The sequence below is a fragment of the Arthrobacter sp. NPDC057009 genome, assembly GCF_042673905.1.
Taxonomy (GTDB): domain Bacteria; phylum Actinomycetota; class Actinomycetes; order Actinomycetales; family Micrococcaceae; genus Arthrobacter.
The window spans coordinates 119,083-140,445 of sequence record NZ_JBHUSB010000008.1 but is presented as its reverse complement, the minus strand read 5'-3'; the positions used below and the strand labels follow the sequence as shown (position 1 = coordinate 140,445).

Annotated in this window: 17 protein-coding genes; 13 read left to right on the top strand and 4 right to left on the bottom strand. The window is 62.6% G+C overall.

Going from position 1 to position 21,363, the window contains the following annotated elements:
- Window positions 1–34 precede the first annotated feature (34 nt).
- Genes ACFTR6_RS10770 through ACFTR6_RS10760 form a run of 3 tightly spaced genes read right to left on the bottom strand, consistent with a single transcriptional unit; the run spans window position 35 to window position 2,625 of the window.
- Complete coding sequence (locus ACFTR6_RS10770) at window positions 35–1,195, bottom strand: CaiB/BaiF CoA transferase family protein (protein ID WP_377957912.1); 1,161 nt, start codon at window positions 1,193–1,195, stop codon at window positions 35–37.
- Window positions 1,196–2,062 carry an HpcH/HpaI aldolase/citrate lyase family protein gene (locus tag ACFTR6_RS10765; protein ID WP_377957911.1) on the bottom strand — a complete coding sequence of 289 codons (867 nt, stop codon included), beginning with the start codon at window positions 2,060–2,062 and terminating at the stop codon, window positions 1,196–1,198.
- Window positions 2,059–2,625 (bottom strand): MaoC family dehydratase, encoded by a 567-nt coding sequence (locus ACFTR6_RS10760; protein ID WP_377957910.1) that lies wholly within the window; start codon window positions 2,623–2,625, stop codon window positions 2,059–2,061. Before ACFTR6_RS10760 ends, ACFTR6_RS10765 begins: the two co-directional genes overlap by 4 nt.
- Window positions 2,626–2,834: 209 nt before the next feature.
- On the opposite strand from ACFTR6_RS10760, the gene ACFTR6_RS10755 reads away from it, so the two are divergent.
- Complete coding sequence (locus ACFTR6_RS10755) at window positions 2,835–3,998, top strand: acyl-CoA dehydrogenase family protein (protein ID WP_377957909.1); 1,164 nt, start codon at window positions 2,835–2,837, stop codon at window positions 3,996–3,998.
- Between the two features lie 9 nt (window positions 3,999–4,007).
- Entirely contained in the window at window positions 4,008–4,253 is a 246-nt protein-coding gene (locus ACFTR6_RS10750; protein ID WP_377957908.1) for a hypothetical protein, read from the top strand.
- A 35-nt stretch (window positions 4,254–4,288) separates the two neighbouring features.
- Here ACFTR6_RS10750 and ACFTR6_RS10745 read toward each other — a convergent pair whose 3' ends face one another.
- Complete coding sequence (locus tag ACFTR6_RS10745; RefSeq protein ID WP_377957907.1) at window positions 4,289–5,218, bottom strand: LysR substrate-binding domain-containing protein; 930 nt, start codon at window positions 5,216–5,218, stop codon at window positions 4,289–4,291.
- A 158-nt stretch (window positions 5,219–5,376) separates the two neighbouring features.
- Between ACFTR6_RS10745 and ACFTR6_RS10740 the strand changes: the two genes are divergently transcribed.
- The 11 genes from ACFTR6_RS10740 (at window position 5,377) to ACFTR6_RS10690 (ending at window position 21,338) form a co-directional block, all read left to right on the top strand.
- Window positions 5,377–8,616 (top strand): 2-oxoglutarate dehydrogenase E1 component, encoded by a 3,240-nt coding sequence (locus ACFTR6_RS10740; protein WP_377957906.1) that lies wholly within the window; start codon window positions 5,377–5,379, stop codon window positions 8,614–8,616.
- Between the two features lie 83 nt (window positions 8,617–8,699).
- Complete coding sequence (locus ACFTR6_RS10735) at window positions 8,700–9,359, top strand: response regulator transcription factor (RefSeq protein WP_377957905.1); 660 nt, start codon at window positions 8,700–8,702, stop codon at window positions 9,357–9,359.
- A gap of 3 nt (window positions 9,360–9,362) precedes the next feature.
- The gene (locus ACFTR6_RS10730; RefSeq protein ID WP_377957904.1) at window positions 9,363–10,877 is read left to right on the top strand and encodes a sensor histidine kinase; all 1,515 of its coding nucleotides are present in this window, start codon (window positions 9,363–9,365) and stop codon (window positions 10,875–10,877) included.
- The gene (locus ACFTR6_RS10725) at window positions 10,874–11,827 is read left to right on the top strand and encodes a TAXI family TRAP transporter solute-binding subunit (protein WP_377957903.1); all 954 of its coding nucleotides are present in this window, start codon (window positions 10,874–10,876) and stop codon (window positions 11,825–11,827) included. Before ACFTR6_RS10730 ends, ACFTR6_RS10725 begins: the two co-directional genes overlap by 4 nt.
- Window positions 11,828–11,881: 54 nt before the next feature.
- Window positions 11,882–12,610 carry a GntR family transcriptional regulator gene (locus tag ACFTR6_RS10720; protein WP_377957902.1) on the top strand — a complete coding sequence of 243 codons (729 nt, stop codon included), beginning with the start codon at window positions 11,882–11,884 and terminating at the stop codon, window positions 12,608–12,610.
- Window positions 12,611–12,771: 161 nt separating this feature from the next.
- Entirely contained in the window at window positions 12,772–14,151 is a 1,380-nt protein-coding gene (locus ACFTR6_RS10715; protein ID WP_377957901.1) for an MFS transporter, read from the top strand.
- Between the two features lie 883 nt (window positions 14,152–15,034).
- Window positions 15,035–16,078: a LacI family DNA-binding transcriptional regulator gene (locus tag ACFTR6_RS10710; protein ID WP_377957900.1), complete on the top strand. Its 1,044-nt coding sequence runs from the start codon at window positions 15,035–15,037 to the stop codon at window positions 16,076–16,078.
- Entirely contained in the window at window positions 16,075–17,049 is a 975-nt protein-coding gene (locus ACFTR6_RS10705) for an ABC transporter permease (RefSeq protein ID WP_377957899.1), read from the top strand. The genes ACFTR6_RS10710 and ACFTR6_RS10705 overlap by 4 nt, the downstream gene beginning before the upstream one ends.
- Window positions 17,050–17,056: 7 nt before the next feature.
- The gene (locus ACFTR6_RS10700; RefSeq protein ID WP_377957898.1) at window positions 17,057–18,016 is read left to right on the top strand and encodes a carbohydrate ABC transporter permease; all 960 of its coding nucleotides are present in this window, start codon (window positions 17,057–17,059) and stop codon (window positions 18,014–18,016) included.
- Between the two features lie 87 nt (window positions 18,017–18,103).
- Window positions 18,104–19,714 (top strand): ABC transporter substrate-binding protein, encoded by a 1,611-nt coding sequence (locus ACFTR6_RS10695; RefSeq protein ID WP_377957897.1) that lies wholly within the window; start codon window positions 18,104–18,106, stop codon window positions 19,712–19,714.
- A 118-nt stretch (window positions 19,715–19,832) separates the two neighbouring features.
- Window positions 19,833–21,338: a glycoside hydrolase family 32 protein gene (locus ACFTR6_RS10690; RefSeq protein ID WP_377957896.1), complete on the top strand. Its 1,506-nt coding sequence runs from the start codon at window positions 19,833–19,835 to the stop codon at window positions 21,336–21,338.
- The last annotated feature ends 25 nt before the right edge of the window (window positions 21,339–21,363 follow it).

Genomic DNA, 21,363 nt, shown 5'->3' with positions numbered 1-21,363 from the left:
GTCCCTGGACGGCTTTTCTCGTTTACGGGTCCTGTCAGGAGGGTGTTTGGCCTTTGTCGGCCAGCCCGAGTTCCGCTCGGACCTTCTCGGTGTGTTCACCAAGGGCCGGCACGGCTGCCATGCGGAAGTCCAGTTCCCGGGACGTCACGGGGGGAATCAGGCTGCGAAGGGGCCCGACGGGGGATTCCACGTCACGCCACCGGTTGCGGTGGCTCAGCTGCGGGTGTTGTGAGAAGCCGTGCATGTCGCGCAGCTGCGCATTGGCGATGCCGGCTGCGTCCAGGCTGGCCAGGGTTGCATCCGCCGTGGCTGAGCTGAGGGCGGCGTTGATCACGTCGTGGAGGTCGGCACGGTTCGCCACCCGCAGTGTGTTGGTCGAAAAGCGCGGGTCCTGGGCCAGTTCCGGACGGTTGAGGACCTTGGCGCAGAAGGTGGCCCATTCCCGTTCGTTCTGGATTCCGAGGAACACGGTGCCGTCCTGAACCTGGAACGGTCCGTAGGGGGCGATGCTGGCATGTTGGGCGCCGCTGCGGGCCGGGGGTGCGCCGCCGTACTCGGCGTAGAAGTAGGGCTGGCTCATCCATTCGCCCAAGGCTTCGAGCATGGAGATTTCCAGGACGTCTCCCCGTCCGGTGCTGGCCCTGCTCAGCAGGGACGTGAGTATCCCGGAGTATGCGTACATGCCGGCACAGACGTCGGCTATTGACACTCCAACCTTGGCCGGGCTGCCGGGGTCGCCCGTCACGCTCAACAGCCCTGACTCGCACTGGATGAGCAGGTCATAGGCCTTTTTCTGCTCGTGTGAGCCTCCGCGCCCATAGCCTGATATGGAGGCGTGGATGAGCTTGGGATTGAGTTCGAGGGCGTCATCCGGGCCGAGCCCGAGCCGTTCCACAGCTCCGGGCGCCAGGTTCTGCACCAGGATGTCCGCCTGGGCAACCAGTTTCTTCAGGACGGCCAGTCCGTCGTCCGATTTCAGGTCGAGGACTACGCTCTCCTTACCCCGGTTCAGCCACACGAAGTAGCTCGACATGCCATTCACTTTGGTGTCGTAGCCACGGGCGAAGTCGCCTGTATCGCGTTCTATCTTGATCACGCGTGCCCCGAGGTCCGCGAGCTGCCTGGTAGCGAACGGGGCTGCCACGGCCTGTTCGAGTGAGACCACTGTTATGCCTTCCAAAGGCAAGCGCGTCATTTAGAGGTCCTTTCCGGCCCGGGCAAGGATGCGCTTGGCCCGCTCGGTGACGGGCCGGTCGATCATCTGCCCGTCTACTTGCACGGCGGCGCCTTCGGCAGTGGATACCGACAAAGCCCACGCTACTTCGGCTTCAGTGGGGATGAAGGCACTGGCCACCGCTGTGATTTGTCGCGGGTGGATGCAGAGTTTGCCTCCGAATCCGAAGTTTCTGGCCAGCCTGGCTGATGCCGCGACGAGGCCAGTATCCTGGATCTCAATGCAGGGAGAATCGAGCGGTGCACTGATGCCCGCGGCTCTCGATGCCAAGACGAGTTCGGAGCGGGCACGGTCCAGGAACCGGTCGCCGCTGTCCGCGTTGATGTCGAGCGCGAAGTCGATGGCACCGAAGGCCAGGCGCGTGACGCCGGGAACCTGCGCAAGCTCCAGTGCGTGAACTACACCGGCAGCTGACTCGATAAGGGGAACCAGTGCGAGATGAGCCGGAAGCCGGCCGCTGAGTGCGGCTAAAGCCTCCGGGTTGTCTGCTTTGGGCAGGACGATGCCCAGCAGGCCATGATGCGGCCATTCGGTCAGGGACAGCAGCGCAGCGACTTCGGAGCCGTGCGATTCGGATTCTGCGGCGTTTACCCGCACCAGGGCGCGGAGTCCTCCGCGGGCCAGGGCGTCCACCGTCGCAGCCAGGGCTGCGGGCTTTTGGTCCGGGGCCACCGCGTCCTCCAAGTCAATGATGACGACGTGGGCACCGGAGTCGGCTGCTTTGCCGAACCGTTCAGGACGGTCACCCGGCACGAAGAGTGCGGTGACCGCGGCTGAAACGATCTCTGCGGCGACGGGGTCATGCGGCAGCGCCTTGGGAAATGTCACTGGAAGTCCCCCGTTGCTGGGAGGGTGGATTCGTCCGGACGTGCGGCTTCCACTCCGGGAAGGTGGCCCTGCCGGTACACCATGAAGGTGCGGCGGTACGTGATGACAATTTTGCCGTCCTGATTGAACCCCTCGGTGGCAACAGTCACCAGACCCAGGTTGGGCCGGGACTTTGACTCACGGATGGCAAGGACCTTGGAACGAGAATAGATCGTGTCGCCTTCGAAGACCGGATTCGGCATGCGGACGTCATCCCATCCCATGTTTGCGAAAACGTTCATGGACAAATCGATGGTGGATTGCCCGGTCACCAGGGCGAGAGTGAATGTTGAATTAACCAACGGCCGCCCGAACTCTGTGGCTTCGGCGAAGTTGCGGTCGATGTGGGTTTTGGCGACGTTCTGTGTCATCAGGGTGAAGCTGTGGTTGTCGGCCTCAGTCACGGTCTTGCCGAAGGGGTGATAGTAGATGTCGCCAACGGCGAAGTCTTCGAAGAGCCTTCCCGTCCATCCCTGAACCACCCGGGTCCGATCTCCGGCTGGGGCGGGCATGGTTTCTGCCATTTCATGTCTCCTTCGACTGGTGGGCTCGCAACAGATTGTCGCAAATATATTATGCAGTAACTCAAGGATCCGCGCATTACGCCCGTGTTGTCAAGGATCCTGAGTGCGATCCGCCGCGCATGGAGGGCTTGCCTTTAGCGAAATATATTTTGTAGAGTTGATGTCGGCTACCAATGATGCCCTAGCCAAATACCTCTAAGGAGCACTCCATGACTGCCCAAACCTCTGTTGAGCAACTGCGGGACAAGACCCGCTCTCTCTGCGCCCTGTTTCCCGACGAATACTGGCGTGAGACCGACCGCAACCGCCGGTACCCCCAGGAGTTTGTGGACAGGCTGACCAAGGAAGGACTCTTGGCCGCGCTGATCCCCGCTGAATATGGCGGCCTTGGCGTCGGCCTCACCGAGGCAAGCGTGATCATGGAGGAAATCAACAAGTCCGGCGGCCATTCCGCTGCCTGCCATGCGCAGATGTACACCATGGGCGCGCTGCTCCGCCACGGAAATGAGGAACAAAAGCAGGCCTATCTGCCGGCTATCGCGTCGGGCGACCTCCGCCTTCAGGCGTTCTCCATTACTGAGGACGCCGCCGGTTCCGACACAACCAGCATCGAGACCGCCGCGGTCAAGGATGGCGATGACTACATCATTACAGGCCATAAGAGCTGGACCAGCCGCATCGACGAGTCAGACCTCGCGTTCGTACTCGCCCGCACTTCGGCCAAGGGTGCAGAGGACCGGACGCATGGCCTCACGCTCTTCCTGGTGGACCTGCGTCAAGTGCGCGCCGAACAGCCGGAGACTTTGGAAGTGGTCAAGGTCCGGACGATGTTCAACTACGCCACCAACCAGATCTTTTATAAGGGCATGCGTGTTCCGGCGTCCGCGGTGATCGGTGAAGCGGGCAAGGGCTTCCGCTACGTCATTGACGGATGGAATGCCGAACGCATCCTGCTGGCATCGGAAGCCATCGGTGACGGCTACTGGTTCACGACCCGCGCCGTTGAGTACGCCAACCAGCGGAGCGTCTTCGGCCGCAAGATCGGCACAAATCAGGGCGTCCAATTCCCCATTACTGACGCCTATATGAAGGTGCGGGCGGCGGACATGATGCGCTACGAAGCGGCTCGGCTCTTCGACGCCGGTGAACCATGCGGGGCAGAGGCGAACATGGCCAAGCATCTCGCATCAGAGGCCAGTTGGGCCGCCGGCAACGCCTGCCTTGACACGCACGGAGGCTACGGCTTCGTGGATGAGTATGATGTCGAGCGAAAGTTCCGTGAGACCCGCATGTTCCAAGTAGCACCGATCAACAACAACATGATCAAATCCTTCATCGGCACCAAGGTACTGGGCCTCCCCCGGTCTTACTAGGAAAGCCAGATGAACGCTCAAACAGCGGGCAGCCGCGGAAACGGAAACTGGGCGCGGCTGGTTGGTGCGTTCGTCGAGATCCGGCGGGACCAGCGAACAGTTCGGCGAGGCGTCGTGGAGGACGCGATGCCGGACTCGTCCGCATTGTGGTTGGCTGCGGACGCCACCAATCAGCGGATGATGTACGCTGCCGCAGATGACTACCAGGTGTGGATTCATCCGCGGCAACTCGGATCATCGATCAAGTTCGGCTAGGAGCCACTGGTGGTTGCGGCGCGGGAGCACCCCGATCAATGGACCAGTCGTGCGGACGGCCAGCCTCCGGCTTCAATGCGGCTAAGAACAGTCTCTTCAAGGAGATCCGCGACCATTCTGAGCGCACCGGAGGATCGGGCGTTGCTTGGCCTGGCCAGCACAATCCTCCGTGGTATTCCGGGATTGACAATGGGGGCCGAATTGAGTCTGCCGCCAGCGGCTTCGTCGGCCACCATGATGCCCGGCAGCACCGTCCAACCGAAGCCGTTCTCCACGAGCTGCTTCTGGACCCCGGCGTCATTCGTTTCCACGGCGATTTCGAGTGAGAGGCCGGCGCGCGCGGCAGCACTTTCCACCAGCGACCGTATGCCGTGTGGGGCACTGGGCATCGCCAGCGGGCGCTGGAGGAGGTCCCGGAGCTCAATTCCGTCAGAGGCGAGAGTGGCGGTCGCCGGTGGTGCGACCGCCCACAGGTCCTCTTCCAGCAGGGGTTTCACGCTCAGGGCTGCTGCCGGCGGCAGGTTATACGTCAGGGCAACGTCCACGTCACCGGCTTCGAGCCATCTGCTTAGGTGTCCTCCAAAGCCTGTGACTATCCGCAGCCTCACCCCGGGGTGCCGCTCCGTCACAGCTGCAACCAAGGGCACAGCGAGCAACGGTGCAGTGCTGGCTAGGAGGCCGACAGTCACGATTCCGTGCAAACCTGCCCCCGAAGACCGCGCTTCCTCACGTGCGCGTTCAAGCTCTGCGAGGGCGCGCCGGGCCCTTTCGACAACCTGGAGTCCGATTTCCGTCGGTCTCATGCCGGTTCGGCTTCGTTCGAACAGGGACGCGCCGAGTTCCGTCTCCAGGTTGTGGATCTGCCGGGTGACCGCGGGTTGGACGACATGGAGCAGTTCGGCTGCTCTTGTCACGCTTCCGGTGTCTGCGACGGCCAGCAGAGACTGCAACTGCCTTATTTCCATGCCGTGCTCCCGGGCGAAGGGATAACAGTACGGCATGTTGCCATCGTGAATAGGTATTGGTAAGGCTCATCCATAACAGACAGTATGGGATAGATCACCTCCAGCGCCTAACTTTGGCCCTTCCTCCCAGCCCGCTAACCCTGTGCGAAAGACAAGATATGCTTCAAGACACCAGCACCCCGCATTCCAGCCAGCCCGGTCCGGCCCCAGAGGCGGACTCCCGTAAAGTCCTGCGCGGCCGGGCAGCCGCGATGGCGCGGAACATGGAGGCCAGTCTGGCAATCCCTACCGCCTCGACGATCCGCACCTTCGAAGTTTCTGCCCTCATGCAATGGCGTGACCGTCTGCGGGCCGAGGGATTTAATGTCCCGATCGCCGCTGTCCTGGCAACTGCCATGGCGCGGGCCGCCCAAACCCAGGTACCAGCGGCGCGCCGGCGGATCGAAGCTGCGGACAAAGATCTGATCATGGTGGAAGAAGGCACTGTGAACCTCGGTGTGGCCGTGGATGTGGAAACTGCCGCGGGCCACTCCATCATGGTTCCTGTCATCCGGCACGCCGGCAGCCTTACCTTCCCTGAATTCGTCGGGCGCCTCGGTGAGCTGTCCGAGGCCTGCCGCGCGGGAACCGTGGCCGTGGCGGACCTCCGCGGCGCCACGTTGATCCTGACCAGCACCGGCCGGTTCGGCTCAACCACCGGTGTGCCCCTGCTGCCAGCCGGCCCGGGAATTATCGTCGCCGCCGGAGCAATCGGTATCCCCGCCGGACTGGAGACCCTTGCCCGCACCCAGCACGTGGATCCGGTCATCACCCTGTCCTCCACCTATGACCACCGCGCCATTCAAGGCGCAGACTCGGGATTGTTCCTGGGCACCGTCGAAAAACTGCTCAGGTCTTCGGAATTTTTGGACCAACTCGAAAGCGAGCTCCGCGGCACGCCGTCGGGCGTCCTGCTGGACCTTCCCGCCCAGCCGGGCACGGACCACGACGATATCCGACTGGCAGAATACGAAAGCACCGCCAGCTCCGCGGTCGCACGGCTTGAGCCTGTCCGCGCCCGTGACGAAGGGTCCTGGCTTCCCAACGGCGTTGAAGTGGAGTTCAGCCACCTCTCCGACCCGGAATCCCGCCAGTGGCTTGCCGAACTGCTCCGCAACGGCATGCCGACGCCCGCTTCCTCCCGACGGCTTCAGGCATTAAAGCTGGCCACCGAATTGGACGTCTTTGAGGCATATCTGCAGACCCAGTTCCTGGGCCAGAAAACACTGTCGGTCCAAGGGCTCGAATCAACAGTCCTGGCCCTCGCCGAAATGACGGGGCATGCCGCCAAGGCCGGCTACACAGACACTGTTCTGGGCATGGCGCACCGCGGACGGTTAAGCATCATGGCCCGTATTCTGAACTGGCCCGCCGAAAGGCTCCTCGCAGAATTCCTGCCCACAGCCCACGCCACCCCCAACGCACCCGTGGGCGACGTCCGCCAGCACCTGGGCGGCGAAGGGCGCTTTGACGACGTCGATGGCGCCTCCATCAACGTCACCCTGGAACAGAACCCCAGCCACCTCGAATTTGTCTCACCGGTGGCACTGGGTGCAGTCCGTGCCAAGCAGGACCAGCTTGTCGCGGACGGAATGTCGCGTGAAGAAGCCCGACGGCGGGTCCTGCCCGTGCTCCTGCATGGCGATGCCGCCTTTACCGGTCAGGGCGTGGTCTACGAAACCCTGAACCTGCAAAACCTCGCCCCGTACGATGTGGGCGGCAGCGTTCACATTGTCCAGGACAACCGCCTGGGCTTCACCGCGACCCCCTTCCAACTGCGCTCCACACTGTGGCCCTCCGATGTCGTTAAGGGATTCGACGTTCCGGTTATCCACACGGACGCGGACGACGTTGATGCCAACCTGGTCGCTGCCAGGATCGCCTTCGAATACCGCGAGCGTTTCGGCAAAGATGTGATCATCCACGTCCTGGGCTACCGGCGGCACGGACACAATGAGACCGACGAACCGCGCTACACCCAACCGGTCTACTATGCCGATATCGACGAGCATCCCCCCGTGCACGAGATTTACGCCGCCAGGCTCGAAGCCGCAGGCCTGGTGCCCTCCGGCTACGTGGAGACGACGAAATCTGCAGCCCGGGCAGCCCTGGTTGACGGACTGGAGAAGGCCAGGATGTTCGACCTGGATAGCGTCGTTAACCAGCACCTGCAGAGCCGCCCCAACATCCAATCAGCCCTGGAAGCCGCGCCCGCAGAGTGGGCCTTGCAGGTCCTTGACGATGCCGAGCAGGACCGGGACGATTTCACCATCCATCCCAAGCTGATGCGCCAGTTCTCCAAGCGCCGTTCGGCCAGGGCAAAAGACACGTTGGTTGACTGGGGGCAGGCCGAACTCCTGGCTCTCAAGCTGATCAACGAAGCGGGCGTCCCTGTCCGACTGACCGGTGAAGATGTCGAGCGCGGAACCTTCAGCCACCGCCATATCGTGGTCCATGATGCCGCCACCGGAGACAAAACGGAACGGCTCGCGTTCGACGGTGCACCGTTCCTGGTCGCCAACACGCCGCTGACCGAAGTGGCTACCGTCGGCTTCGAGTACGGTTATGGGCGGACGAACACTGACTCACTGCAGATCTGGGAAGCCCAGTTTGGCGACTTCGTCAACGTGGCCCAGGTGATGTTCGACCAGTTCATCATGGCCGGACGCGACAAGTGGGGCCGGGACAGCCGGATCGTCGTGCTCCTCCCGCATGGCTGGGAGGGAGCCGGACCGGAGCATTCCTCCGCCCGTCTGGAGCGGTTCCTTCAGCTTGCGGCACGGGATAATTCCCGCATTCTGGTGCCCACCACGGCGTCCCAGTACTTTGCGGCGCTGGTTGGAGCTGCTGCTGCCGACGATCCCCGCCCGCACGTGATCTTTACGCCGAAGTCGCTGCTTCGGGCAGAGGCTGCGAAATCGCCGGTGGAGGACTTTGCTCCGGTCAGCTTCCGGCCGGTGCTGGCCAACGGTGCTGACAGCAGCCAGGCACGTCGGCTGCTGCTCTGTTCCGGAAAGGTCGGGGTGGAAATCATGGACCGCCTCGGCGAAGGCGTACGCCTGCTCAGGGTCGAAGGCCTGTACCCGTTCCCGCACGAGGAAATCATGCAGGAAGTCGCCGCCGCGACCTCGCTTGAGGAGATCGTCTGGCTTCAGGAGGAACCAGAGAACATGGGGGCATGGAACTACGTGCTGCCGAAACTGCTCAAGCTGGGGCTAGGCAAGTTCCAGCTGGGCTACGTCGGCCGGCCCGAAGCAGCCTCCCCTGCCGACGGATACTCCGCTGCCCACAAGGCCGGGCAGGAACGGCTGCTGGCGTCCGGCGCCCTGGTCGGCGAAGTGGACTACCGCATCGGCTGACCGGAGGCCTACAGTATCGAAAGACGCCGGGCGGTGCAGGCTTTCCTGCATCGCCCGCTGTCGTTGGAAGGAGCAAACGGAATATGCGCATAGGAGTCGTCGAAGACGATGACGGCGTAGCTGACGCGCTGATTGACGCGCTGGCTGCCCACCGGATCCCTGCACAACGCATGGTCCGGGGCCGTGACCTCCTGACCCGGCACCCTGAATTCGATCTTGTCCTCCTGGACCTGGGCCTGCCGGACATGGACGGAATCGAAGTGCTTCGCAGTCTTCGTCAGGTCTCGGCCGTGCCGGTCATCATCCTCACCGCCCGCGACGACGAGCGGTCGGTGGTCCGCGGACTGCGTAACGGTGCCGACGACTACCTGGTCAAGCCCGCACGCATGACCGAACTGCTGGCCCGTATTGAGGCCATCCGCCGACGTGCCTCCCGCGCCCGGCAAACGACCACGTCAACACGGCAGTTCGGTGACCTCACCATCGATCTGGCGGCCCGAAGCCTCAGCCTTGCCGGGCAGCCGCTAACCCTGACTACCAAGGAGTTCGACTTGCTGGCCGCGTTGGTGGACAATCCAGGGGCAGCCGTCAGCAGACAGCAGCTTATGGACCAGGTTTGGGGTGACGCTTTTGTCTCCGTGTCGAAGTCTCTGGACGTCCATATGACTGCGCTCCGGGCCAAACTCGGGCGTCCGGCCAGGATAGAAACCATCCGTGGCTTCGGCTATCGGTGGATCGGCTGAGCCATGCGGACACGTCTTCTCGTGGTTCTGGCAGTGCTGGGCGCCGCCGTCGTCGCTGCGTTCGCTTTCCCGCTGGCGGTCTCGGTGGCCGAAGCGCGCACCCGCGAGTTTGTTCTCAGCCGCGATGCTGACCTCCAGCGCTTCGCTGACCTCGCGGACGGCTACACCCGGAACGGAACGCCCGGCCTGCTTCGGGAAGAGGCAGAGGCCTATCACGCCCTCTACGGCGAAGCTTTGGCTGTGGTGTCCACGAGGGGCTCTGCCCCGATAACGAACGGCACCAGCTTGGAGGCCCCGATTGTCTCGGAGGCCATCGGGCGGGCTCTGCGAAACGAGAGATCCTCGGCCGTGGAACTGGTCACTCCATGGAGCGCCGGCACCGCGGTCTTTGCCAAGCCCATTGGTACCGGTGCTCAAGTCAACGGGGCGGTCGTGATCGTGGCCTCCACTGAATCAGCGCGCAATGATATTTCACGGGGCTGGTTGGCAATCGGCATCGGAGCGTCGGCCGCCGTCATCGGATTCGGCGTCCTTGCCCTGGTGGTAAGCAGGTGGGTGCTCCGACCACTGGCAGAAGTCAGTGCCCGCATGCAGCTGCTGATCAAGAGCCTTCCGTTTGTGGCGCTCAACAGCGGCAGCACCGACGATTCGCCCTCTGCCGGCAGGGGTGGACCGCCGGAACTGCGGGCGCTTTCCGCGGCGTTTCAGACAATGGACACCGCCGTCCAGACCTCGGCCGCAGCCCAGCGCCGGCTGGTGGCCGACACTGCCCACCAGCTCCGGAACCCGCTGGCCGCGCTTCAGCTCAGGCTGGATACGCTGGGCCCCCGTGTGCAGGAGGAAGGCCGGCGAAGCCATGAGCGCGCCGTTGGGGAAGCCATCCGGCTCGAGGAGATCCTCGATGACCTGCTGGCACTTTCCGTGGCGGAAGTGCCCAGGCCCAAAGGCGCCACACACAGCTGCACCCCGTACGTTGTGGCTGCCGAACGTGCAGACTATTGGCACGAAATGGCCGAGGAAGCAGGTGTAACGTTCCAGGTCCTGGAATCCGCTAAGGAGCCCGTGGCAAGAGTCAGCGCCGCGGATCTGGAGCAGATCCTCGACGTATTGTTCGACAACATCTGCAAATATTCGGGGTCCGGGACAACTGTCACGATCTCAACCGACACGACTCTCCGGCCGGGCAGCGACACCGGCCGGCGCACGGTCCTCACAGTCTCGGACAACGGCGCAGGGGTGGCAGATGCGGAGCTGCAGCTGATCTCGCGCCGGTTCTACCGCGGTGGTTCCGGCAGCACCCTGACCGAAGGCAGAACACATCCCGCCGGCACCGGCCTGGGTTTATCCATCGTCGAAGCACTCGTGGAAAGCAACGGCGGCCACCTTGAACTACGGCACACACAAGGCGGAGGTCTCACAGTGGAGCTGGCTTTCGAAGCCGCTCCTGATGAAACCGCTCGTCCCGTTTCGGAACCCGGCCCGGAAGCGGGCCGCACGGCGGAGGCGGGTGGCGCGTGATCAAGCACCTGAACGCGCCACACCCGCTCTCCCGACGTCGGGTGATCACGGGAATGGCAGCGCTTGCGGCGGCCACCTTCCTGAGCAGTTGCCGGCAAGAGCTTCGGACCTACAGCCTGGGCACAGCCGAAGAAAGGGGATTCTTCTACGACTTTGGCCAATCCCTGACGACTGCCGTTGCGCACGCAAACGTTGGCTTCCACCTGGATCCAAAGATCACGGGCGGCTCGGTGCAAAACATACCCGACGTCATGACTGGCAAACTGGACCTGGCGTTGGCCCTCGCCGACGTCGCCGCGACTGAGCGGAAGAATCTGCGGGCAGTAGGCCGGGTCTACCTGAACTATCTGCAACTGGCCGTTCCAGCGGATTCCTCCATTCGAACCTTGGCCGACCTTCGGGGTCGGACCGTTAGCCTGGGGGCCAGCTCAGCGACGACCAGAGCAGGTGGACTGCTGCTCGCCGCAGGAGGCTTGACCGAGTCCGACATCCACGTCCGGCCGGTTCTGATCACGGGTGTGCTGGACGCCTTGGCCAGCGGTGAAGTCGACGCCGCGCTGTTTGCCGGCGGCGTCCCGCACCCGGAGATCGACACCCGCAGCGGGCGTGGGCCCGCCTCGGGCATCCGCCTGATCGACCTGTCGGGGCAGCTGCCGAAACTCCAGGCCGAGTACGGACCCGTTTACCAGCAGGTCCGGCTACCTGTCGGCCTCTACGGATCAAAGGTTGAAGTAGGGTCAATCGGGATCGCCAGCCTGCTGCTGGCAAGGGAAGACCTCCCGGACGACATCGTCGGCCGAATCGTCGATGTTCTCATCGATCGATCCTCAGAATTGGTTCCTCCAGGGACAGCCGGCGTCCAATACCTGGACACCCGTGCCCTCATTTATACCTCCGGTGTCCCGCTGCACCCCGGTGCGGCGGCAGCGTACCGGCGCCACCACGGCTAACCACACGCGAATGCCGTAACTTGGAAATGCACGCCAGTAGAGAGAGAAATAGCCATGATCGAGCGCAAAAGGGTTCGTCCGCAACTAAGTGACGAAGCATCCGCCTACATCCGCGCCCTGATCATGTCCGGGAGCCTCCGCCCCGGAGCACAGGTACGGCCGGAAGTCCTGGGCGAGGCACTCCAAATTTCCACCACGCCTGTCCGGGAAGCTCTGCAGTCCCTGCGTGTCGAAGGCTTCCTGGAACTGGTGCCGCGCAAAGGCTTTCAGGTAGCGCCACTCACCGGGCAGGATATCCGCGACATCTTTCGCGTACAGGCCCTGATCGGCGGTGAACTTGCTGCAAGGGCCACCCTGAAAGCGACAGAAAGCGATCTCGCCGAGCTTGAAGCCCTTCACCATGAACTCATCGCCGCTGCCGCCAGACACGACGAAGTGCTTCTTGAGGAAAAGAACCATGCGTTCCACCGCGAGATCAATCTCCTTGCCGACTCCCGCAAGATCATCTGGGTTATGGGCCTGGTATCCCGGTACGTGCCGCGCCGCTTTTACTCCACTATCCAAGGCTGGCCACAGGCAACCGTGGATGACCACTCCAAGCTGCTCGAAGCCATCCGTTCCAAGGACGCAGACACTGCCAGGCAGGAAATGGAAGAACACATCATGCATTCCGGAGAGCTGCTCGCCGCCCATTTCGACGAGCGGGTGGCATCGTCGGAGAAGTCCGCCGAGACGACGCCGGACGAAACGCCCAAAAAGGCACCCGGACTCGCCCGGGTGTAGGCCAAACCACAACAACCCTAAGGGACTCCTAAGAATTCAGCGTTTCCATATTCATTAGCGGTGACTTGGGACACATTTGAACTAGTTCTCGGGTGAAAGACCCGAATGGAGGCCAGCGGCAGAGATTGCCAACGGCGTCAGTCAAGGACAAAGGAGTTCAAATGAACACGCACCAAGCCCCTGCGCCGGCAGCAAAGTCGCGCGTTGTCAGTAACGTGGTCAAGGGCTGCCTAGGCAACCTGATCGAATGGTATGACTGGTTTGTCTACGCCTCGTTCAGCATCTACTTCGCCGCTGAATTTTTTCCGGCCGGCAATGCCACGGTGCAGCTGCTTTCCACTGCCGCTGTTTTCGCGGTCGGATTCCTCATGCGCCCCCTCGGAGGCTGGCTGCTCGGGATGTACGCCGACCGGCACGGCCGCCGCAACGCACTGGCACTCTCCGTACTGCTCATGAGTGGCGGCTCACTCGCCATCGGACTCACGCCGTCCTTCGAGGCAATCGGACTGCTGGCCCCAATCATCCTCGTCATCGCCCGGCTCCTGCAGGGACTCAGCGTCGGCGGCGAGTTCGGCTCCAGCGCAACCTATCTGTCTGAAGTAGCCACGCCGGGCCGGCGCGGGTTCTTCTCCAGCTTCCAGTACGTGTCCATCATCATCGGCCAACTGTCAGCCCTGCTGGTCATGATCATCCTCCAGCGCATCCTCACCCCCGAACAAATGGGCGAATGGGGATGGCGCATCCCCTTCATCATCGGCGCCGTCGCCGGCCTCGCAGTAATGATCCTGCGCCGCACCATGGATGAATCCGAGCACTACAAGATCGAAAAAGCCCGCGAAGCAGCAGGCCTGGAAAAAGGTGCCAAGCCCGTCGGCTCCCTCCGCGCCCTCATGCAGTACCCCAAGCAGCTCGCAGCAGTCTTCGCCCTCGCCATCGGCGGTACCGTCTCCTTCTACGTCTTCACCACCTACATGCAGAAGTACATGGTGAACACCTCCGGCATCGCCAAGGAAGACGCCTCCGTCATCAGCTTCTTCGCCCTCTTGGTCTTCATGTTCCTGCAGCCCATCGCCGGTGCCGCATCCGACCGAGTCGGCCGGCGGAAGGTCATGCTCTTCTTCTCCATTGGCGGCACCCTCATCACCGTCCCCGTCATGACCCTGCTCGCCGGGACCACCAACGTTTGGGCCGCTTTCGGAATGATGATGCTCGGTCTGCTGTTTGTCTCCGGCTACACGGCCTGCGCTGCCATCGTCAAGGCCGAGATGTTCCCGACCCGGGTCCGCGCCCTTGGTGTAGGCCTCCCACACGCCCTGGTGGCAGCCACCTTCGGTGGCACCGCCGAGCCGATCGCCCTCGCACTGAAGCAGGGTGGTATGGAATCCACGTTCTTCTGGTACGTCACGGGCTGCATCGCCCTGACACTCATCGCGGCAATCATGGTCAAGGACCCCTCGAAGAATTCGATGCTGGAAGCTGACCTGCAGCCCCTTCAGGGACAGAAGGAAGGAGTCCCCAGCCCCCAGGCTTCGGCAGTTTAGTTCTTAACACACCTGAAAAGAGCGCACGACGGCGGACTTCTCCCCGTCGTGCGCTCTTTTCAATTAGTGGCAAGGCTCAGGCCGTGACAGAAGCAGATCGAACATCCGCACCGAACCGAGAACATTGACCAAGCCTGCCTTTTCAAACATTCGCGTATCGCAGGAGCCCGCCTCACCAAAAAGTCGTAACGGGCGCGTAGGCCAAGACTAGACATGCATACAGGGTCAGCCCTCGCATGAATGGGCACTGGCCCGCCGTCATAACCCCCCTAACGACAGCCGGTGACAGGTTCCCCGAATGAAAGATGAGTTTCTAATCTGACGCCCCGGGCGCCTTGGTACTTCAACTCACGTACACCCCAACCTGACGTCGGGGACGCGTGACCAGCGAGGATTCACCTAGCTGCGGAGTTCAGGTCGGTTCTTGGATACCTGTAGAGCGGCAAGAGGTGACCTCGCCAGCCCGCATCCCAAGAGATTTTCACCAGCCCTGATTTCTCGGGACTAGGCCGATGATTCTCGATGCACTGCATCCGGGTTTCCCGCCCTCCTAGCTGTCAAGGTGGAATCTGAGAGCAGTACGGAGCGACTGTCAATGAAATGGAATTTCGCCCTATTCTGACGCGGCGTTGGCGGGTGGGGCGTGTACCGGACCCTGCTCGGGGTGCTGTTCCCGCCGGCATAACCCGCCGCTATTTGACCGAATATCCGTTACCGGCGTTCGGACAGGGTTGTCTTTAGACCGGTTAACAACCCCGCAGCAGCGATATGTCTGCAAGCGTTGCAGGGCCGCGTTCCCTGTTGACGCTCGGTGTGATGCAAGCTACAGTTGAAGCAGTTATACGAATAACTCCCTGATTAGTAGAGGCCCGAGGAGGTGCCCGTGGCTGGAGCACGGCCAAAGTCCGGACCGACGATGCATGACGTTGCTGCTGCCGCCGGCGTCTCGCAGGCGACCGTGTCCCTGGTGCTTAATGCGGCGTCCGGCTCACGGTTCTCCGAGGAGACGCGGAAGAAGGTCCGGGACGCCGTGAACCGGCTGGGCTACCGCACCAATGCCCACGCCAAGACGCTTCGCGAAGGCGTGGCCGGCATGATCGGCTTTATCGGCGATACGGTTGCCACCACTCCTTTTGCCGGCGCCATCATCGAAGGTGCGCAGCAGCGGGCCTGGGAGGACGGACTCCTCCTGCTCACCGTCAACACCGGCGGAGACAGGGAACTTGAAGCGGCCTCCCTGGACACCATGCTCTCGTACAAGGTTGCCGGAGTGGTTTATGCCGGCATGTATCACCGGCGCCTGGATGTTCCGGAGGCCCTGACGGGGGTCCGCTCCGTGGTGCTGAATTCCCAGGACCGGGCTGGACGGGTTGCGAGTGTGGCTCCGGATGAAGTCAAGGGAGGCTACTCGGGCACCCGCCGGCTGCTCGATGCAGGGCACCACCGGATAGCACTGATCAACATCGAGAGCCTGGAAAGTGGACTGCCGGCCGCCGTCGGACGGTACGAGGGCTACAGGAAAGCCCTTGAGGAGGCAGGGCTGGAACTTGATCCGGACCTGGTCCGCTTCGGCAAAGGCGGGGAGGAAGACGGCTACAAGTACGCGATGGAGCTGCTGACCTCCGGCAAACCGCCAACCGCGATCTTCTGCGTCAATGACCGCGGTGCGTGGGGTGCCTACCAGGCCGTGTCAGACCTTCGCCTCTCAATCCCTGGGGACGTGTCCATTGTGGGCTTCGATAACCAGGCGACTTTGGCCCCGTTCCTCCGGCCCGGCCTGACCACCTTTGAATTGCCGTTCGTCGCCATGGGCCGGCGCGCGGTTGAACTGATCCTCCAGGACGCCGAACCCGATGGCCGGGTCGAGCTGATGGACTGCCCTCTGATCGAACGGAACTCAGTGACCCATCCCAAGGAGATGCCATGAGCCGCACCATCCCGGCCCGACACGGCGTTCCAGCTGCGGCACCGTTGCCGCAGCGGAAAAACTCTTTTTCGCTCCGCCTGAAGAGAATTTTTCGTGCCTGGCAGTTATACGTATTACTAGCTCCTGCTGTCCTCTACATCCTGGTCTTCAAGTACTGGCCGATGTACGGCGTGCAGATCGCTTTCAAGAACTACAACCCGGTGGACGGGTTCACGGACAGTCCGTGGGTGGGCCTGACCCACTTCATCAGGTTTGTGAACTCCTACCAGTTCGGCCAGGTCGTTGGAAATACGCTGTGGATCGCCATACTCGGCCTGCTGGTCGCGTTCCCGATCCCGATCATCCTGGCGCTGCTGGTCAACCAGCTTCAAAGCGAGAAGTTCAAGAAGTTCACCCAGACGGTGCTTTACTCGCCGGCGTTCATCTCCACCGTCGTGGTGGTGGGCATCATGTTCGTCCTCCTCTCCCCCAGGTCGGGGCTGGTGAACAACGCCATCCAGCTCGCCGGCGGGGAGCCCGTTTTCTTCATGGGCTCCGCCGAATGGTTCCGGCCCGTCTACGTGATCTCCGACGTGTGGCAGAATGCCGGCTTCTCGATGATCGTGTACCTCGCGGCCCTTGCAGCAATCGACCCGGCGCTGCATGACGCGGCCAAGGTGGACGGCGCCTCAAACCTGCAGCGCATCCGGCACATTGACCTGCCCGGCATCATGCCCGTGGTGACTATCCTGTTCATCCTTGCCATCGGCAACCTGCTCAACGTCGGTTTTGAGAAGGCACTGCTGATGCAGACGCCGCTGAACATCTCATCCTCGGAGATCATCCAGACGTACGTCTACCACGCGGGCCTGCAGCAGGCGCAGTTCAGCTACTCGGCCGCCATCGGCCTCTTCAACTCCCTCCTCAACCTGGCACTGCTGCTCGTCTTCAACACGATTGCGCGCCGGGCCAACCAAGCGACCCTGTGGTGATGCCGACATGTCCCTGACAACCAAACCCCGCCCTACCGCCACCCCCAACCGGACCGTCAGCCAGGCCCGCCCCAAGCGATCGCTGCGGGACAGGTACGGCGATCGTGCCTTCACCATCGCCGCGACCATCGTCCTCGTGCTGTCCATCCTGGCCGTGGTGTATCCGCTGTACTTCATCGTGATCGCCTCCATCAGCGACCCGAACGCCGTCTACGAAGGAAAGGTCTGGCTCTTCCCCTCGGGCATCACCACCGAAGGGTACGAGCGGATCTTCGCCGACAGCAGGATCTGGAACGGACTGGGCAACACCCTCATCTACACCGTCCTCGGCACGGCCGTCAGCGTCAGCACCATCCTCTGCGGCGCCTACGCCCTCTCCCGCAAGGACATGCCAGGCCGAAAAATCCTCATGCTCCTGTTCGTCATCACCATGTTCTTCGACGGCGGACTCATCACCAAGTACCTCGTGGTCCGCGACCTGGGCATGCTCGACACCGTTTGGGCAGTCGTCCTGCCCGGAGCCGTAGGCGTTTGGAACCTGATCATTGCCAGGTCATTCTTCGAACACACCATCCCGAACGAACTGCGCGAAGCCGCCCAGATGGACGGGGCAACTGACTTCACGTTCTTCTTCAAAATGGTGCTCCCCCTGTCCAAGCCACTGATCATGCTCATGATCATGATCCACGTCGTGGCGCACTGGAACTCGTTCTTCGACGCACTGATTTTCCTCAACGACGACACCAAATACCCGCTGCAGCTCGTCCTGCGCAACATCCTGATCCAGTCCGACGTCTCCTCCACCGGAACCACCGGCGGAGACATCGAATCCTATGCCGCAGCGCAACGCATCGCAGAGCTCACCAAGTACGCCATGATCGTCGTTTCGAGCCTGCCCCTCATGATCGCCCTGCCATTCATGCAGAAGCACTTCACCAAGGGCGCCATGATCGGCGCCGTCAAATAGCCCCTTCCCGGCACGCCCCGGCAACCGCCATCGGGCAGCCACCGCAACCCCCAACCCCGCACCACACACTTCAGATAAGGAATGACCATGGCACTCAGCCGCAAACACGCCGCCCTCGGCGCAGTCCTGGCCGGAACACTGATGTTCACCGCCTGCTCCGGCGGAGGCACCGCCACCACGGAGATCAAAGACGCCTCCGCTGACTTCGGCTTCCAGGAAACAGGCTTCCCCATCGTCAGCAAGCAACTTGACCTGACGTTCTCCGGCACGAAGACCGCTTTGGCACCGGACTACAACACCATGGCCGTGGTGAAGGAATGGGAAAAAACCACCAATATCCACATCAACTGGGAGAACCTGCCCGAGACGGTCTTCCAGGAGAAGAAGAACCTTATCCTCGCCAGCGGCGACCTGCCGGACGCGTTCTTCAACACCGGCCTGACCGATGCCGAGATCGCCACCTACTCCGCCAACGGCACCCTCATCCCGCTCGAGTCCCTGATCGAGAAGAACGCCCCCAACCTCTCCAAACTGCTTTCCGAACGGCCCGACATCAAGGCAGCCATCACCTCCTCTGACGGGCACATCTACTCCCTGCCCTCGATCGAGGAACTCGGCCTGGTCCAGTTCCCCCACACCCTGGCGATCAACACCTCCTGGCTGAAAAAGCTCAACATCCCCATGCCGAAGACGGTGGACGAGTTCCACGACGCGTTGCTGGCCTTCAAGACCAAGGACGCCTCCGGCACCGGCAAGACGATCCCGCTGAGCTTCATGCCCGGATCCTGGTGCGGGGACATCGTCGACCTCATCGCAGCCCTCGGCGGCGTGCCCGACAACATGGACCACCGCATCGTCCAGGACGACAAGGTCATCTTCACCGCCACCCAGGACGGTTACAAAAAGGCCATCCAGACCCTGCACGAGTGGTACAAGGAAGGCCTGATTGACCCCGAGTCCTTCTCGCAGGACGACAAGGCCTACCTGGCCAAGGGCAAGGCCGCGCAGGAAAACCTCGGGTCCTTTGTCTGGTGGGAAATCCCTGAAATGGTCGGCGCGGACCGCGCCAAAAACTACTCCCTGGTCCCCGTACTCGAAGGTGTGGACGGCAAGCGGATCGCCAGCCAGTCCAACAACCAGGAAATCGCCCGCGGCGCCTTCGCCATCACCCGAGAGAACAAGTACCCGGCCGCGACCATGCGCTGGGCCGACAATCTCTATGACCCCACCCAGTCTGCCCAGGCCAACTGGGGACCGATCGGCGAAACGTTGAAGAAGGACCCCGCCACCGGGCTCCTGGTCCAGATCCCGGCTCCGGCGGGAACCAGCGAAGGCGAACGACGCCAAAAGGTCGCCCCGGGCGGGCCGAAGGCCAACACCGTTGAGAACTTCAAGACCGTCGTCGCCCCCGAACCCCGCGCAGCTGAGCGGCAGAAGACCGTCAACGAACTCTACAAGCCCTTTGCCGGCAACGACGGCTACCCCCCTGTCGCTTTGTCCAACGAAGAGCTCCAGCAAATCAGCACCATCCAGACCGATGTCACCTCCCTGGTAAAGCAGAACATCGCCAAATGGATCGTCTCCGGCGGAGTCGAGCAGGAATGGGACGGCTACGTCTCCCAGCTCAAGAATGTCGGCGTTGACCAAATGATTGAGGTCTACCAGCAGGCCTACGACCGCTACAAAAAGAACTCCTAACCACCGGAAAAGGGGTGGGGCCGGCGCCGACCCCGCCGGCCCCACCCCGCTCATCAACCTGCGGTATCCCCAAGAACCTGCAGGAACCAGACCTGCCAAGAATCGAGATGCCACCTTCATGACTGCCGCGACCGCCACGACAGCCGAGACCTTCCGACCGGCCCTGCACTACGCAGCCCAAAACACTTGGCTCAACGACCCCAACGGCCTCATTTTTCACGGCGGCGTCTACCACCTCTACTACCAGAACAACCCACTGGGCAACGTCTGGGGAAACATGTCCTGGGGCCACGCCACCTCCACCGACCTGCTGACCTGGACCGAACACCCCGTCGCCATCGCCTGCGACGAGAACGAAGACATCTTCTCCGGCAGCATCATCTATGACCGCGAGAACACCAGCGGATTCGGCAACGACTCTGTTGCGCCCCTCGTGGCCATCTACACCAGCGCCTTCAAACCCGGCTCCGCGCATGAGGGCACTCAGGCGCAGTCCCTGGCCTACAGCCTCGACGGCGGCTACACCTGGACCAAACACATCGGCAATCCCGTCCTGACCCGCGGCTCCGCGGAATTCCGCGACCCCAAAGTCATCCGCTACGACGGCGCCGCGGGCAGCTACTGGGTGATGGTCGCCGTCGAAGCCAAAGACTTCCAAGCGGTGCTCTACAAGTCCGAGAACCTGAAGGACTGGGAACTGCTCAGCACCTTCGGCCCGGCCAACGCCACCGGCGGCGTCTGGGAATGCCCCGACCTTTTCCAGTTGCCGGTCGACGGTGACCCGGAAAACCTCAAGTGGGTCCTTACCGTCAACCTCAACCCCGGCGGACCCAACAACGGCTCAGCCGGCCAATACTTCATCGGCGACTTCGACGGAACCACCTTCACCTCCACCAGCACCGTGACCGAAGGCCTGCAGGACCCTGCCCGGCTGGGCGACTACCAGTGGCTGGACTGGGGCCGGGACTACTACGCCGCCGTCTCATTCAGCGACGCCCCCGACAACCACCGCCTCATGATCGCCTGGATGAACAACTGGGAATACGCCAACCAGATCCCCACCACACCCTGGCGCAGCCCCATGAGCCTCGCCCGCGAAATCACACTCAAGAGCAGCAACGGAAAACTGCGCCTGGTCCAGCAACCCGCGGGCGATTGGACGGCCATGGCCGGTCCGGAGTCGTTTCGCCTAACCGACACCATCCTTCACGAGGGCGTTCAAGTGCTCCCCGGCGGGGCCGGCACGGTCCAGCGCATCGACATCACCGTGACGCCCGGAAGCGCAGAAGAATTCGGCCTCATCCTGCGAGGACATGGAGCGAAAGGCACGCGCGTCGGCATCCGGCCCGTCGAAGGCGCGCTGTTCGTCGACCGGCGGGAATCCGGGCAGACAGACTTCCACGAATCATTCCCCTCCATCGACACCGCGCCCATCCGACCCACGGACGGGGCCTACGACCTCACCATCTACGTGGACCGCTGCTCGGTTGAAGTCTTCGCCCAGGGCGGCCAGGTCACCATGACTGAACTGATCTTCCCGGCCGAGACCAGCACCGATCTCTCCGTCTACGCCGTCGGCGGTACAGCAACCGTCAACAGCCTTCAGGTCACGCAGTTCGCGTAAGACGGCACCCCAGCCAGGAAAGACA